This window comes from Bradyrhizobium sp. BR 1433 (assembly GCF_051547665.1).
GTDB classification, from domain to species: Bacteria; Pseudomonadota; Alphaproteobacteria; order Rhizobiales; family Xanthobacteraceae; genus Bradyrhizobium; species Bradyrhizobium australafricanum.
Map to the genome: position 1 here is coordinate 7,211,773 of NZ_JBPUGG010000001.1, position 13,635 is coordinate 7,225,407.

The following is a 13,635-nucleotide window of genomic DNA, read 5'->3' on the forward strand; positions in this document are numbered from 1 at the left end:
GTTATCGTTGAGAAGGCCGCGGCAAGCGGCCTTCCATGAGGTTAGTTCTTGCCGACCGGCCGGATCGGCCGGCCCTGGCTGATGAAGGCGTAGTGCCCTGCGCCGACACTGCCGACCATCAAGGCCTCGACCGCCGGTTCCGCGATCTCGCCGGCGGCCGCCCAATCGACCACGAAATTCGCGCCGGTGCCGCCGCGGGTATCGGTCGTGGCGATCGCGACCTCGACGGTCGCAAACGGTTTTAGCGCGACCGGCGATTTAAGGTAGCTCTCCACCATCTTGCCTGATGTGTCGAAATAGGCGATCCGCTTCAGCACCAGCGGCTTCGTCTCGGAGGCGTTGTGCACGCTGAGCGTCACCGAAAAATCGGCCCTGAGCTTGCCCTGGCTCATCGACACGCTGGAATACACCGGCACGTAGAATGCACCGGAGGCGGTGAGGCCCTCCGATGGCACCGTCGTCAACGAGTTCGCGAAATTTTGTTCAATACTTGCCGAGGATTGTGCTAGCGCCTCTGACATGCGCACGGTGAGCAGGCAGAGCAAGACTGCGAGAAAAATGCCGCCTGCGCGGATGTGACACATTGCTCGGTTGATCCTCACGCCCGGCCCTCTAGGTTGCGGCAACAGGAAGTCTTTGACGCATGCATGAACTGATTCCCGATATCACGCTCTGTATCCTGTTTGCCTGGGGGATTGGGCTGCTCGCCCACTTCTCCCGGCAACCGCTGATACTGGCCTACCTTATCGCCGGCTTTTTCATTGGTCCATTCGGCATGGGCTGGGTCAAGTCCCAGGAATCGATCAGCGTCATCTCCGAGCTCGGCCTGATCTTCATGCTGTTCATGATCGGGCTGGAAATCGACCTCAAGAAGATCATCCGTGCCGGCAAGGTCATCCTGTTCGCGGGAGCCGGCGAGCTGATCGGCGGCTGCCTGATCGGCGTGGCGTTCTTTGCCGCTCTCGGGCTTGCGGTCGGCGGCGGCAAGTTCGACGCGATTTATCTCTGCGTCGCCTGCGCGCTGTCGTCGACCGTGATCATCGTCAAGGTGCTCTACGAGAAGCGCGAGCTGGATACGCTGCCGGGCCGCATCACGCTCGGCGTATTGGTTCTGCAGGACATCTTCGCGATCCTGTTCCTGGCGGTGCAGCCGAGCCTCGACAATCTGCAGATCAGCGTCGTGCTGTTGTCGATTGCCCGCGTCGCGGTGCTGGTCGCGACCGCGCTGGTGCTGAGCCGCTACGTGCTGCCGCGGCTGTTCCACCAGATCGCGCGGCGGCCCGAGCTCGTGCTGCTCGGCGCGCTCGCCTGGTGCTTCCTGATCGGCGAGATCGCCGAGCGGCTGCATCTGTCGCGCGAGATGGGCTCGCTGGTCGCCGGCGTCTCGATCTCGACCTTTCCCTATGCGCTCGACGTCACCGCCAAGGTCACGACGCTGCGGGATTTCTTCATCACGCTGTTCTTTGTCGCGCTCGGCATGACGATCCCGATTCCGGGCCTCTCGGTGATCTGGCTTGCGCTCGTCATCGCGGCCTTCACGGTGGCGAGCCGCCTGATCACGACGTTCACGCCGCTCTATCTGATGAAGCAGGGCCTGCGCGCCAGCCTGCTGCCGGCGATCAACCTGGCGCAGATCTCCGAGTTCTCGCTGGTCGTGATCCAGACCGGCGTCGCCGCCAACCACATCGGAACCGAAACCGCGAGTGCGGCCTCGTTCGCCTTCGTCGTGCTGGCGGTGCTCTCGACCTTCGCGATGGGGCGCAGCGACCAGATCGTGCGCGGCCTGATCGGTCCGTTGAAGCGGATCGGGCTGCGCGACCTCGATCAGGAAGGCCAGGGCCGCGCCGAGGCCGGGCACGAGGGCGGACATGGCGAGATCCGGCGCATCGTCATCCTCGGCTTTTTCCGCGCGGCGAGCGCGCTGATCAGCCAGATCGAGCGGCAGAACCAGTCGCTGCTCGAGCAGATCAGCGTCATCGATTTCAACCCGCTGGTGTTCCGCACGCTGTCCGACCGCGGCATGCATGTGATCTATGGCGACATCAGCAATGTCGACACCCTGGTTCATGCCGGCATCGGCAAGGCCGAGATCATCATCCTGAGCGTGCCGGATTTCCTCTTGGTCGGCGCCGACAATGAGAAGCTGGTGCGCCACGTCCGCGCCCTCAATCCGACCGCGCGGATCGTTGCCACCGCGGACCTGTTGACCGGCGTCGACGACCTCTACAGCGCCGGCGCCGACTACGTGACGGTGACCCGGCTCAGCGACGCCGGCGAGCTCTATTCCGTGATCGAGGCGGCCGACGCCGGTCTGCTCGACGACAAGCGCGCCGAACTGGACGCCCAGCTCAGCGACCGGCGCGAGGTGCTGCCGTAACGCCGGTCTCAAGGCTGTCCATCGCCTCTCCCCATCGGGGAGAGGTCGATTTGCGCAGCGGGTGAGGGGCTCGAAGTCCCACGAGAGGGCTGAACCCCTCACCCGGATCGCATCGAGCGATGCGATCCGACCTCTCCCTTTGGGAGAGGTGAAATCTCCCCTCCTGGTATCCCTGCCGGATGCATGGCGGGTTGCATAATGATACTGGCGCTGACATCGGAACCCGGCTAATCCACTGCCTGCATATAGCGAGATGTCAGGACAATGGCCGATACGATCCAGGAAGTGCTGCAAGCCTTTGCGAAGGGTGAACTCGTCGTCGTCACCGACGATGACGATCGGGAAGGCGAGGGCGATCTGATCGTCGCGGCGTCGTTCTGTACGGCGGAGAAGATGGCTTTCATCATCCGCCACACCTCCGGCATCGTCTGCGCGCCGATCACTACCGAGGACGCCCGCCGGCTGCGGCTCGACCCGATGGTGGCGCACGACGAGTCCAACCACACCACCGCCTTCACGGTCTCGATCGACTACAAGCCCGATGGCGGCACCGGCATCTCGGCCGAGGAGCGCGCCTCCTGCTGCCGCGCGCTCGCCAATCCCAACGCCGGCGCCAATGATTTCGCGCGCCCCGGCCACATCTTCCCGCTGATCGCGCGCGACGGCGGCGTGCTGCTGCGCTCCGGCCACACTGAGGCGGCGGTCGATCTGTGCCGGCTCTCCGGCCTGCCACCGGTCGGCGTCATCAGCGAGCTGATGAACGATGATGGAACCGTGATGAAGGGCGAGCAGGTCGCCAAATTCGCCGCCGCCCACAAGCTCAAGCATGTCACGATCGCGGACATGATCGCCTATCGCCAGGCGCGCGAGAAGCTGATCGAGCGGGTCGCGACCTTCACCACCGAAAGCCCGATCGGCCCGCTGCAGGGTTATGCCTATCGCTCGCCGTTCGACGAGATCATGCACGCCGCCTTCGTCTATAACGGCATCGGCGACGGCCGGGACGTGCTGACGCGGCTGCACAAGCCCAACATCGTGAAAGACCTGTTCACCGGGCCGGCGCGCATGGAAGCCGTGCTGCGGCACTTCAAGGATGCCGGCCGCGGCGTGCTGGTATATCTGCGCGATGGTGCCGCCGGTGTTCCGGTCGAGCCGGTTGGCGAGCAGAAGACGGCGGAGGCCGATCGCCACAGGCAGTGGCGCGAGGTCGGCGTCGGCGCACAGATCCTGCGTGATCTCGGCGTCACCTCGATCCGGCACCTGACTTCGTCGGTGCATGACTACAAGGGATTGTCAGGTTTCGGCATCGAGATCGTGTCGAACGAGAAGCTGGAGACCTAGCACTGTCATTCCGGGGCGCGCGATAGCGCGAACCCGGAATCTCGAGATTCCGGGTTCGATGCTGACGCATCGCCCCGGAATGACGAAGGTCCCAATTCAATTGCGCTTCGCAGCATAGCGCTTTAATTTATCCGCCAATTTCCGATAGACGATGCGAAAGGATGTTTCATGAGCGTGCGCCCTCAGGCCAAGGACAAGCCGGCTGCCGCCAGCTTCCAGTGGGATGATCCGTTCCTGCTCGACGACCAGCTCACCGAAGACGAGCGCCTGATCCGCGACACTGCGCGGGCCTATGCGCAGGACAAGCTGCTGCCGCGGGTCACCAAGGCCTATCTGGAAGAGAAAACCGACCGCGAGATCTTCAACGAAATGGGCGAGCTCGGCCTGATCGGCGTGACGCTGCCCGAGGAGTATGGCTGCGCCAATGCGAGCTACGTGGCCTATGGCCTCGTGGCGCGCGAGATCGAGCGCGTCGATAGCGGCTATCGCTCGATGAACTCGGTGCAGTCGTCGCTGGTGATGTATCCGATCTACGCCTATGGCGACGAAAACCAGCGCAAGAAATATCTGCCCAAGCTTGCGACCGGGGAATGGGTCGGCTGCTTCGGCCTGACCGAGCCGGATGCCGGTTCCGATCCCGGCGGCATGAAGACCCGCGCCGAGAAGGTCGCCGACGGCTACAAGCTCAACGGCGCCAAGATGTGGATCTCGAACGCGCCGATCGCCGACGTGTTCGTGGTGTGGGCCAAGTCGGCTGCGCACGACAACCAGATCCGCGGCTTCATCCTCGAGAAGGGCATGAAGGGCCTTTCAGCGCCGAAGGTCGGCGGCAAGCTGTCGCTGCGTGCCTCGATCACCGGCGAGATCGTGCTCGACAATGTGGTGGTGCCGGAAAGCGCGCTGCTGCCCAACGTCTCCGGCCTCAAGGGTCCGTTCGGCTGCCTCAATCGCGCCCGCTACGGCATCTCCTGGGGTGCGCTCGGCGCCGCCGAGGACTGCATGCATCGCGCGCGGCAATACACGCTCGACCGCAAGCAGTTTGGCCGGCCGCTCGCCGCCACCCAGCTGGTCCAGAAGAAGCTCGCCGACATGGAGACCGAGATCGCGCTCGGCCTGCAGGCCTCGTTGCGAGTCGGCCGCCTGATGGACGAGGGCAAGATGGCCCCTGAGATGATCTCGATCGTCAAGCGCAACAATTGCGGCAAGTCGCTCGACATCGCCCGCATGGCGCGCGACATGCACGGCGGCAATGGCATCCAGATCGAGTATCACGTGATGCGTCACGCCGCGAACCTCGAGACGGTGAACACCTATGAGGGCACGCACGACGTCCATGCGCTGATCCTCGGCCGCGCGATCACCGGCATCCAGGCGTTCTCGTAACGGCGCTTGCTCGTCATTCCGGGGCGCGCCAACCGAACTCAGGTTTACCCAAGTTCGGCAGATTTTAAATGTCTAAGTCGGCAACAGCCGACTTGGACGGCGCGAACCCGGAATCTCGCGCCGCGTTCCTTTCCCTTCTTTCGAGATTCCGGGTCTGGCCCTGCGGGCCATCCCGGAATGACGATGCAGAGAAAATCCCCATGGCCGACAACGACGACATCCCGTTCAACCGCGACTTTCCGCTGAAGCCCGGCGTGGTCGAACAGGTCCGCCCCGGCGTTCGCCGTGTCCTCTGCAACAATCCGAGCCCGTTCACCTTCACCGGCACGGTCAGCTACATCGTGGGCGAGGGCAAGGTCGCGATCATCGATCCCGGTCCCGATAACGATGCGCATGCCAAGGCGCTGCTCGATGCGGTCAAGGGCGAGACCGTGACGCATATCCTGGTCACCCATACCCATCGCGACCATTCGCCGAACACGCCGCGGATCAAGGCCGCGACCGGCGCGCCGGTTTATGCCGAGGGACCGCACCGCGCTTCGCGCCCGCGCTTTGAGAGCGAGAAGCACAATCCGGAATCCGGCGCCGACCGCGATTTCCGGCCCGATGTGCAGGTCAGGCACGGCGACGTCATCGAGGGCGCGGGCTTTGCGCTGGAGGCGGTCGCGACCCCCGGCCACACCGCCAACCATCTGGCGTTTGCATGGGCTGAGCGCAGCATCAATTTCGTCGGCGATCATGTGATGGGCTGGTCGACCTCGATCGTGGCGCCGCCGGACGGCTCGATGATCGATTACATGGCCTCGCTGGAGCGGCTGGAGCAGCGGCCCGAGCAGCTGTATTTCTCCGGGCACGGCCCGGAGATTCCGGAGGGCCCGCGCTACGTCCGCTTCCTGGCGCGGCATCGCCGGGCGCGCGAGGCGTCGATCCTGCATCGTCTCGGCAAGGGCGAGGCCGACATTCCGACCATGGTGCGGGCGATCTATATCGGGCTCGATCCGCGGCTCGCCAATGCCGCCGGCTATTCGGTGCTGGCGCATCTGGAGGACCTCGTCGCGCGCGGCGTCGTGGCGACGGACGGCGATCCGGTGATCGGCGGTACGTATAGGATGGCGTAGTTCGTCATCCCGGGATGGTGCGAAGCACCAGACCCGGAATCTCGAGATTCCGGGTTCATCGCTGCGCGATGCCCCGGAATGACGCTACCGCCTCACTTCTTCACCGTCTTCGCCGGCGGCGCCTTTGGCGCGACAGGAGCCGCCTTCTTCGCCGGCTTGGCATTGTCGTTCTCGGCCGCGCTGTTGAGGTCTTCGATCAGCTTCTTGACGCGGGCGGCGTTGCTGCCGAGATCGGTGTCGAAATAGCGCGACGCCGAGCGGATATCGACGCGGAAGTCCTCGTCGTCAGGCGTGACCCTGATCGAGACGTCCTCGCGGAAACCCATGATCGGCGTCCGCGCCACCGCCTCGATGCGGCCGATGCGGCGCGGCGGCTGCGGCGCGCGCGCGTCGATGACGAGCCATTTGCGGCGATTCACCAGCCGCAGCGTCAGCTCATAGGCGCGGTCGACCGGGGTTTCGAGCTCGACGGTTTCGATATCGGGATAGGCCGCGCGCTGCCGCTCGGCCGATCGAGGCCGGCATAGGCGGCAGGATTGGTGCCTTCCCCGGTGCGCAGCCGCGCCAGCGCCTCGAATTTCGGCGGGTCGATCGCGTCGGTGGTGACGTCGTAGATCCGCGGCAGCTTGCGGTACTGATAGATGAGATAGGCCGGGTAGGCGAGGATCGCCGCGTCGATCAGCAGCGCGAGCAGGATCCGGCCCATGCCGCGGGTGCCGTTCTGCCAGATCGCGGCAAAGGCGGCCAGCCCAAGCAGGATCGACAGGCCGGCCAGGCCCAGCGCGCCGAAGAAGGTCGCCAGCGCCGGTTTGATCTCCAGGAACCCGAAGCGGACGATCAGGATCGAAACGACCACCGCGACGACGGAGAAGATGGCGAGGTTGCGCGACCAGGTGGCGAGACCGGACACGGGCTCCTGCTGGTAGGGAGCGGAAAACCTGCGCGCCATCGTCGAAAAATCTGCCGGTTGAGATGTCCTCAGGCGACCTCGGCCGCCGCGATCAGTCGTGTGAGACCACGGACCTGCGGCGAATTCAAGGGATTTGGGCTTTACCCCAAATCGTCATGGCCGGGCTTGACCCGGCCATCCATGTCTTGCCGCACGATGAAGTCGTGGATGCCCGGGTCAAGCCCGGGCATGACGAGCGTTTGTTTTCACGCCGCGGCGGTCGGGAACGTGTAATCCTTGAATTGGTCGCGCAGCGCCGTCTTCAGGATCTTGCCGGTCGCGGTGTGGGGAATGCCGTCGACGAAGGCGACGTCGTCGGGCATCCACCATTTGGCGATCTTGCCGTCCATGAACTTCAGGATGTCCTCGCGCGTGGCACTCTGGCCCTGCTTGAGTTGCACGATCAGCAGCGGCCGCTCATCCCATTTGGGGTGTTGGACGCCGATCACGGCGGCTTCCGCGACCGCCGGATGGCCGACTGCGAGGTTCTCGAGATCGATCGAGGAGATCCATTCGCCGCCGGACTTGATCACGTCCTTGGAGCGGTCGGTGATCCGCATGTAGCCGTGCTCGTCCATCGTCGAGACGTCGCCGGTGTCGAAATAGCCGGCATCGTCGAGGATGTTGCTGTCGATCCGGAAATAGGCCTTGGCGATCGCCGGGCCCGAGACCTTGAGACGGCCGAACGTCTTGCCGTCCCACGGCAGCTCCTTGCCGGCATCGTCGGTGATCTTCATCTCGACGCCGAACGGCGGATAGCCCTGGGTCTGCAGGATGTCGAGCCGCTCCTCGCCGGTGCGCTCGGTGAACGGCGGCTTCAGCGTCGCCAGCGTGCCGAGCGGGCTCATCTCGGTCATACCCCAGGCGTGGCGCACCTGGCTGCCCATGTCGAGGAACGCCTTGATCATCGAGCGCGGCATCGCCGACCCGCCGCAGATCACCATCTGCAGATCCGGCAGCTTGACGTTGTTGGCGGCCATGTATTGCAGCAGCATCAGCCACACCGTCGGCACGCCGGCGGTGTGCGTGACCTTCTCGGTCGACAGCAACTCGTACACCGAGGCGCCGTCGAGCTTCGGGCCCGGCATCACGAGCTTGGTGCCCATCGACGGCGCGGAGAAGGCGATGCCCCAGCTGTTGGCATGGAACAAGGGGACCACCGGAAGCATTGTGTCCGACGCGGAGGTGCCGAGCGCGTCCTTCGAGTTGGCCATCAGCGCGTGCAACACGTTGGAGCGGTGCGAATAAAGTACACCCTTGGGATCGCCGGTCGTGCCGGAGGTGTAGCACATCGCCGCCGCGGTGTTCTCGTCGAAGGTCTTCCACTCGAACTTGCCGTCGGATGCCGCGATCCAGTCCTCATAGGCGACCGCGTTCTTCAGCGTGGTCTGCGGCATGTGCGCCTTGTCGGTCAGCACCACGTAGCGCTCGACGCTCGGCAGCTGGCTTGCGATCTTCTCCAGCACCGGAACGAAGGTGAGGTCGGTGATGACGATGCGGTCCTGGGCGTGGTTGACGATCCAGGCGATCTGCTCCGGAAACAGGCGCGGATTGACCGTATGGCAGATCGCGCCGATCCCCATGATGCCGTACCAGACCTCGAGGTGGCGCCAGGTGTTCCAGGCGATGGTGGCGACGCGGTCGCCGAGCTGGATGCCGTCGCGTTCCAGGCTCTGCGAGACCTTCAGTGCGCGGGTGTGGATCTGGGCGTAGGTGGTGCGATGAATCGGGCCTTCGACCGACCGCGTCACGACTTCCTGTGTGCCGTGATATTTGGCGGCATGCTCAATAATCTTGTGACACAGCAAGGGCCAATCTTGCATCAAACCAAGCATACGCGAATCCCTCCTCGATCCTCACACATGATCCGCCGGCATCTTGGACGGCCGGCAGTAAAATCATGGAACTGACATGAACTTTAGCGCGGAGAAAGCAAGCCGAAAATGGCCTGTTGGCGCGTTTCGTCGCGGGGGCGCGGCAATGGTTACCGCCGCCGCCGTGCTGCTTTGCCTTGGCATGCAAGCAGGCCCAGCCGAGGCCGCCCGCCGCGCGCCCAGCTTTCCGTGGGACGATCTGTTCGGCACCCGGCCGCAAAGGCCGCACAAGGCAGCCCGCCGCTCAGCGGTGCCGCTGCCGAAGCCACGCCCGGCTGAGGCGCCGGCGGCAGCTCACGCGCCGGCGGCGAACGAGCCCGAGCCGCCCGCGGCCGGGACGCGGTCTCCGGCCGCACCTGCCGAGGCGGCCAGGCCCAGCGAGACGGCCAAGCCCGCTGATGCCGCCAAGCCGGCCGAGTCCGCCGCGCCGCAGCTTTCGGCCTGCCGGCAGGCGCTGACCGAGGAGATCGCGATCGCCCCGAGCATTCCGGACATCCACGGCGCCGGGGGCTGCGGCGGCGAGGATCTGGTGCGGCTCGAGGCGATCGTGCTGGCGGACAAGCGCAAGGTCGCGGTCAAGCCCGCCGCGATCCTCCGCTGCAAGATGGCCGCTGCGGTCGCCGACTGGGTCCGCACCGATATCGCGCCGCTCGCGCAGAACCTCGGGGGCGGGATCAGCAATCTCGACAATTTCAACTCGTTCGAGTGCCGCGGCCGCAATCGGGTCGCCGGAGCGCAACTCTCCGAGCACGGCCGCGCCAATGCGCTCGACGTCCGCGCGCTCGGTCTCGCCAACGGCAAGTCGATCTCGCTGACCGACCGCAGCGTGCCGCGGACCTTGCGCGAGACCGTGCTGCATTCGGTCTGCGCCCGCTTCTCCACAGTGCTCGGCCCGGGCTCGGACTGGTACCACGAGGACCACATCCATCTCGATCTGATCGAGCGTCGTAACAATTACCGGATCTGCCAGTGGAACGTGGACAACCCGCTGCCGCAGGTCGCGCCGCTGTTGCCGGCCGAGCGCCCCGAAGAGGCGCCGCCGCGCGAGGTCGCCGCCAAATCCGACGCGCCGAAAGCGGACACATCCAAAGCTGACCACGGGAAGTCTGACACCGGCAAGTCCGGCACCGGCAAGCCGGACGCCACAAAATCAGATGATGCGGCCGCGCCCGACCGCAGCGCCGAGACCAAACCGCAGCCAACAAAAAAGCGCCGGCAAAGCCGGCGCTTTTGATCGCGATTGCGATTGGATCAATAGGTCGTGCCGCCGCCGCCCTGCAGCGCCATCTGCGGCTTGTAGGGCGAGTCGCCGTGCTTCGGCTCCAGCACCACGACGATGGTGCCGAGCTTGACGCGGTTGTCGAGGTCGATGACGTCCTCGTTGGTCATGCGGATGCAGCCCGAGGAGATCGACGCGCCGATATATTCCGGCTGGTTGGTGCCGTGGATGCGGAACAGCGTGTCCTTGCCGCCCGAATAGAGATACATCGCGCGCGAGCCCATCGGATTGTCGGGGCCCGGGGCCACGAAGGTCGGCACGCCAAGGCGCGAGATTTCGCCGGGGGTCGGGTGCCAGGCCGGCCATTCGGTCATGCTGCCGACCTTGGCGATGCCGGACCAGGCCATGGCTTCCTCGCCGACAGTGATGCCGTAGCGGATCGCCTTGCCGTCGTTCAGCACGTAATAGAGGTAATGGTTGTCGGAATCGACCACGATCGAGCCGGGGGCTTCCTTGCGGTGATACTCGACGATGGCGCGGCGGAACGGTTCAGCGACCGGTGTCTTGACGTAGGTGGTCTTGGCCAGGAGTTCCTTGTCACGCGGCTTGAAGTTCGCGGTGTTGGTTGCCTCATAGGTTGTGGCCTGCATGCAGCCCGACAACATCAGGCCCGCGGCCAGGATCCCGAGGGTAACTTTGAGCGACGACATGATTACATTCCAATCGAAAATCCGCGCCCGAAAGCGCCACTATTACGCCCCAAACGCCACGATTCCATTAGCGGCATTATTGCCGAAACGTGCCATTATTCCCAGAGTCTAGATGCCTTTCCCGCATCGCGGGACGCTGTCTGTGGCTTTTTTGCCGCAACTGTTCTGGTGCCGGGTTGGTTTTTGTGCAAACAGGCAACGGTCGACGAGTCGGCGTCACGTCGTTGCCGCCTGGCCGCCACAAGTATGGATGCCCGGTTAATACCCCGGTCATGAAGCGCCCCCCAGAATCGCGCTAAGTCGGCGGGTCCTGCCAGCCCTGTTTCGTGGAGTTCGTGATGCTGTCGGTGTTCGTTCCGTCCGAGTTTTCGCTCAAGAAGGCCACCGCGACGGACCTCGGCGCGCTACCCGAGGGAGCGGTCTGGGTCGATCTGGTGAATCCGACCGTGGAGGAGGACCGGGCGGTCGAGAAGCTCGCGGGGATCGCGGTGCCGACCCGGGAAGACATGCAGGAGATCGAGATCTCCAGCCGCCTCTATATCGAGAACAGCGCGCGCTACATGACCGCGACGCTGATGTGCCAGTCCGACACCGACATGCCGCGCACCACGGCGGTGACCTTCATCCTCACCGGTCATCGGCTTGTGACGGTGCGCTACGACCTGCCGAAGCCGTTCGCGCTGGTCGAGAACAAGCTGGCGCGCGCCTGTTCCCGGCATCACCGGGGAGCAGGTGCTGATGGAACTGCTGGACGCGGTGATCGACCGTTGCGCCGACATTCTGGAGCGCTGCGGGGCCGATATCGACCAGGTGTCCCACGACATCTTCGAGCCGGAGAGCGAGCGCCACGGCCACGCCAAGCAATATTCGCAAATTCTGATCGCGATCGGCCGCAAGGGCGACCTGACCTCGAAGGTTCGCGAAAGCCTGGTCTCGATCGGCCGCCTCGTCACCTTCCTCTCCGCGGTGGTCGAGGGCGTGAAATGGTCCAAGGACATGCGCGAGCAGCTCAAGACCATGCAGCGTGACGTGGCCTCACTGACCGACCACGCCTCCTATCTCTCCAACAAGATCACCTTCGTGCTCGACGCCATGCTCGGCGTGGTCAATCTGGAACAGAACAACATCATCAAGCTGTTCTCGGTGATGGCGGTGGTCTTGATGCCGCCGACGCTGATCGCCTCGATCTACGGCATGAATTTCAAGATCATGCCGGAACTCGAGTGGGCGCACGGCTATCCGTATGCACTGGTGCTGATGCTGATCGCGGCGATCGTGCCTTACTGGATCTTCAAGTGGAAAAAGTGGCTGTAAACCGGTTCCACGCGTCGCGTTTTGGGACGCGCTTTCTGCCTTATTTCCTCTGCTAAAATTTGAGCGTTGCGCTGAACGTTTGGGCGAAACTTGTCTGCGATAACGCCCGCCTCGAAGCCGGAGGACAGCAATGGTTGAGAAGATCATAACGCCACGGCGTAACGTCATCGACTTTGCGCGCTATCAACAGGACCGCGCAGCAGGCAAGGTGCAGGCGATCCCGCCGAGACTTTGCCGTTACTGTGGCGCTGCGTTGCTGGATGGCGAGGACGAAGACGAATGCTCCAGCGCGCTGAACGACGTCGCGCTGCGGCAGCCCGAGAAGAAGTCGCGTCGGTTCTACGCAGACTAGAGGCCGAAGCCTCGGAGGCAGAAGCCTCGTTTGCGTTGTTACGCCTGCAAGTGAAGCAATCCCAATGACGGCCGCGGCGGCGGCCGGGATCGCCTCAAAACTTCCTTCCCCGAAATACGGCTCTTCCCAAGCTCAGACGTGCTGACCACCGTTGATGTGGATCTCCGCACCGTTCACGTAAGAGCTGGTCTCCGTGCAGAGAACGTAGATGATCTTGGCGACCTCGTCCGGCGTGCCGAGGCGATGCATCGGGATCTGCTGGTCGACGATCTTCTCGGTGCCCGGCGACAGGATCGAGGTATCGATCTCGCCCGGCGCGATCGCGTTGACGCGGACGCCGACGCGGCCGAAGTCCGATGCCATCTCGCGCGTCAGCGCCGCGAGCGCGGCCTTCGACGTCGCATAGGCCGCGCCGGCAAACGGATGCACTCGCGAGCCGGCGATCGAGGTGACGTTCACCACCGCGCCCTTGGCGTGTTTCAACTCCTCGATCAGCCCGCGCGCGATCATGATCGGTGCGAAGAAGTTGACGTGGAAAACGTGGGTCCAAGTCTCGATGTCGGTGTCCATGGTGCCGAGCCGGCCGCCGCCCGCAGCCTTCGGCGAGATCGCGGCGTTGTTGACCAGCGCGTGCAGTTCATCGTTCTCGAGCCGCCTGCGGATCTCAGAGATCGCGCGAACGGTGTCGTCATGGCTGCCGAGGTCGACCTCGATATGGTCTTCCGGCCCGGCGCCCCAGGGGCAGACCTCGGGAAACGCATGCCGCGACAGGGTGATGACGCGCCAGCCGGCGGACGAGAACCGGATCGCGGTGGCATGGCCGATGCCGCGGCTTGCGCCGGTCAGAAGCAGCGTGCGCCGCGGCGCATTGGATGGGTGGGGCATCGACGGTTTCTTTCGTTTTCGTCATGCGCGGCGGCGTGCCGGGCATCCACGCCTTCGAACGACTTGGGATGACTTGGGATCAAGACGTCGCTGGCCGGGTCATCTTACACGAA

Annotated in this window: 10 protein-coding genes and 2 pseudogenes; 7 read left to right on the forward strand and 5 right to left on the reverse strand. The window is 64.4% G+C overall.

Annotated elements, in window-relative coordinates; genetic code table 11:
• Positions 1-41: 41 nt before the first annotated feature.
• A complete protein-coding gene (locus ACSKB9_RS34660; protein ID WP_375162624.1) occupies positions 42-584 on the reverse strand; it encodes a DUF3124 domain-containing protein in 543 nt (180 codons plus the stop codon).
• Between the two features lie 59 nt (positions 585-643).
• Here ACSKB9_RS34660 and ACSKB9_RS34665 point away from each other — a divergent pair, with 59 nt between their 5' ends.
• From ACSKB9_RS34665 to ACSKB9_RS34680, 4 genes are all read left to right on the forward strand, one after another.
• On the forward strand, positions 644-2,377 hold the full coding sequence (locus tag ACSKB9_RS34665) for a cation:proton antiporter (protein ID WP_438078800.1): 1,734 nt from the start codon (positions 644-646) through the stop codon (positions 2,375-2,377).
• Between the two features lie 264 nt (positions 2,378-2,641).
• Entirely contained in the window at positions 2,642-3,718 is a 1,077-nt protein-coding gene (ribB, locus tag ACSKB9_RS34670; protein ID WP_438078802.1) for a 3,4-dihydroxy-2-butanone-4-phosphate synthase, read from the forward strand.
• A gap of 168 nt (positions 3,719-3,886) precedes the next feature.
• A complete protein-coding gene (locus tag ACSKB9_RS34675) occupies positions 3,887-5,101 on the forward strand; it encodes an acyl-CoA dehydrogenase (protein ID WP_028334515.1) in 1,215 nt (404 codons plus the stop codon).
• Positions 5,102-5,301: 200 nt separating this feature from the next.
• Entirely contained in the window at positions 5,302-6,219 is a 918-nt protein-coding gene (locus ACSKB9_RS34680) for an MBL fold metallo-hydrolase (protein ID WP_438078804.1), read from the forward strand.
• 92 nt (positions 6,220-6,311) lie between these two features.
• Here ACSKB9_RS34680 and ACSKB9_RS34685 read toward each other — a convergent pair.
• A pseudogene (locus tag ACSKB9_RS34685) lies at positions 6,312-7,168 on the reverse strand (DUF1499 domain-containing protein).
• Positions 7,169-7,374: 206 nt separating this feature from the next.
• Positions 7,375-9,003 carry a fatty-acid--CoA ligase gene (locus ACSKB9_RS34690; RefSeq protein WP_438078806.1) on the reverse strand — a complete coding sequence of 543 codons (1,629 nt, stop codon included), beginning with the start codon at positions 9,001-9,003 and terminating at the stop codon, positions 7,375-7,377.
• A gap of 76 nt (positions 9,004-9,079) precedes the next feature.
• On the opposite strand from ACSKB9_RS34690, the gene ACSKB9_RS34695 reads away from it, so the two are divergent.
• Positions 9,080-10,276 (forward strand): extensin family protein, encoded by a 1,197-nt coding sequence (locus ACSKB9_RS34695; protein ID WP_438078808.1) that lies wholly within the window; start codon positions 9,080-9,082, stop codon positions 10,274-10,276.
• Positions 10,277-10,293: 17 nt separating this feature from the next.
• On the opposite strand, the gene ACSKB9_RS34700 is transcribed toward ACSKB9_RS34695, so the two are convergent.
• Positions 10,294-10,971 (reverse strand): L,D-transpeptidase, encoded by a 678-nt coding sequence (locus tag ACSKB9_RS34700; RefSeq protein WP_438078810.1) that lies wholly within the window; start codon positions 10,969-10,971, stop codon positions 10,294-10,296.
• Positions 10,972-11,309: 338 nt separating this feature from the next.
• Between ACSKB9_RS34700 and ACSKB9_RS34705 the strand changes: the two are divergent.
• A pseudogene (locus ACSKB9_RS34705) lies at positions 11,310-12,285 on the forward strand (magnesium transporter CorA family protein).
• A 130-nt stretch (positions 12,286-12,415) separates the two neighbouring features.
• The gene (locus tag ACSKB9_RS34710; protein WP_438078812.1) at positions 12,416-12,637 is read left to right on the forward strand and encodes a hypothetical protein; all 222 of its coding nucleotides are present in this window, start codon (positions 12,416-12,418) and stop codon (positions 12,635-12,637) included.
• 132 nt (positions 12,638-12,769) lie between these two features.
• On the opposite strand, the gene ACSKB9_RS34715 is transcribed toward ACSKB9_RS34710, so the two are convergent.
• Positions 12,770-13,522 carry an SDR family NAD(P)-dependent oxidoreductase gene (locus tag ACSKB9_RS34715; protein WP_018270354.1) on the reverse strand — a complete coding sequence of 251 codons (753 nt, stop codon included), beginning with the start codon at positions 13,520-13,522 and terminating at the stop codon, positions 12,770-12,772.
• Positions 13,523-13,635 lie beyond the last annotated feature (113 nt).

What these genes read in the sequence shown, in the direction of transcription:
- ACSKB9_RS34660 (WP_375162624.1), bottom strand. Translation starts at nt 584, where the DNA reads ATGTGTCACATCCGCGCAGGCGGCATTTTTCTCGCAGTCTTGCTCTGC.
- ACSKB9_RS34665 (WP_438078800.1), top strand. Translation starts at nt 644, where the DNA reads ATGCATGAACTGATTCCCGATATCACGCTCTGTATCCTGTTTGCCTGG.
- ribB (WP_438078802.1), top strand. Translation starts at nt 2,642, where the DNA reads ATGGCCGATACGATCCAGGAAGTGCTGCAAGCCTTTGCGAAGGGTGAA.
- ACSKB9_RS34675 (WP_028334515.1), top strand. Translation starts at nt 3,887, where the DNA reads ATGAGCGTGCGCCCTCAGGCCAAGGACAAGCCGGCTGCCGCCAGCTTC.
- ACSKB9_RS34680 (WP_438078804.1), top strand. Translation starts at nt 5,302, where the DNA reads ATGGCCGACAACGACGACATCCCGTTCAACCGCGACTTTCCGCTGAAG.
- ACSKB9_RS34690 (WP_438078806.1), bottom strand. Translation starts at nt 9,003, where the DNA reads ATGCTTGGTTTGATGCAAGATTGGCCCTTGCTGTGTCACAAGATTATT.
- ACSKB9_RS34695 (WP_438078808.1), top strand. Translation starts at nt 9,080, where the DNA reads ATGAACTTTAGCGCGGAGAAAGCAAGCCGAAAATGGCCTGTTGGCGCG.
- ACSKB9_RS34700 (WP_438078810.1), bottom strand. Translation starts at nt 10,971, where the DNA reads ATGTCGTCGCTCAAAGTTACCCTCGGGATCCTGGCCGCGGGCCTGATG.
- ACSKB9_RS34710 (WP_438078812.1), top strand. Translation starts at nt 12,416, where the DNA reads ATGGTTGAGAAGATCATAACGCCACGGCGTAACGTCATCGACTTTGCG.
- ACSKB9_RS34715 (WP_018270354.1), bottom strand. Translation starts at nt 13,522, where the DNA reads ATGCCCCACCCATCCAATGCGCCGCGGCGCACGCTGCTTCTGACCGGC.